At 73.1% G+C, this 647-nt stretch carries 1 protein-coding gene; it reads left to right on the top strand.

What is annotated here, in order from left to right; genetic code table 11:
• Nucleotides 1–37: 37 nt before the first annotated feature.
• Nucleotides 38–454, top strand: coding sequence for a hypothetical protein (locus RM844_RS32060; RefSeq protein WP_084748519.1), 417 nt, complete (start codon nucleotides 38–40; stop codon nucleotides 452–454).
• Nucleotides 455–647: the final 193 nt, after the last annotated feature.

The raw sequence follows: 647 nt of genomic DNA, 5'->3' as shown, positions 1-647 counted from the left end.
CGTACCCGCTCCCGTACCCGCTCCCGTACTCGTCTCTGTGCCGGCTCCCGCCCCTGCCCCCGTCCCCGTTCGTTGGTACGTTGCCGAGAGCAGCGCGGGCGATGCGGCGCGGTCCGTCCGGCTCGGCGGGATCATCGCCCCTACCCGGCGCCTCGCGCTCCGGTGGCTGCGGCGGCAGGCCCGGCGGTTCGCGGACGCGCTCGACCCCGACCCGTACACCTCCTGGATTCCGCCCCGCGCACTGCACCCGGTCGCGACCGGCACCCCGGGCGGCTCGCTCCCTGTCCCCAACGGTGCGCGGTACGACGCACCGGCCGAACTCCGGGCGTGGGCCGACAGTTTCCGCGAGCACGACTACGCGCTGCTGCGGCTCGCGGACGGGCTGCCGTACGAGTTCGTCGCCCGGGACCCTTCGGGCTGGTACGGGCTCGTGGTCCGTCCGCTGGCCCGGTAGTCGGACGTGCCTCTTCTTTCCCTCCCTGCCCCAACCCCCCTGCCCCCTCAACCATCTAGGATCGAACGACGTGTTGCAGTGCACCGCATTCGCCGTAGTCCCGCCGATGGGCGCGCTCGCCGTGCTCACCGCCCTGAGCGTCGAACCCGGCCGGACGCCGGACATGCCCGAGCTGGACGACATGCTGCTGTGC

The organism is Streptomyces chisholmiae (assembly GCF_031845445.1).
Taxonomy (GTDB): Bacteria; Actinomycetota; Actinomycetes; order Streptomycetales; family Streptomycetaceae; genus Streptomyces; species Streptomyces chisholmiae.
Note: the sequence above shows the minus strand (reverse complement) of the source record. Positions and strands in the feature narration are given on the sequence as shown.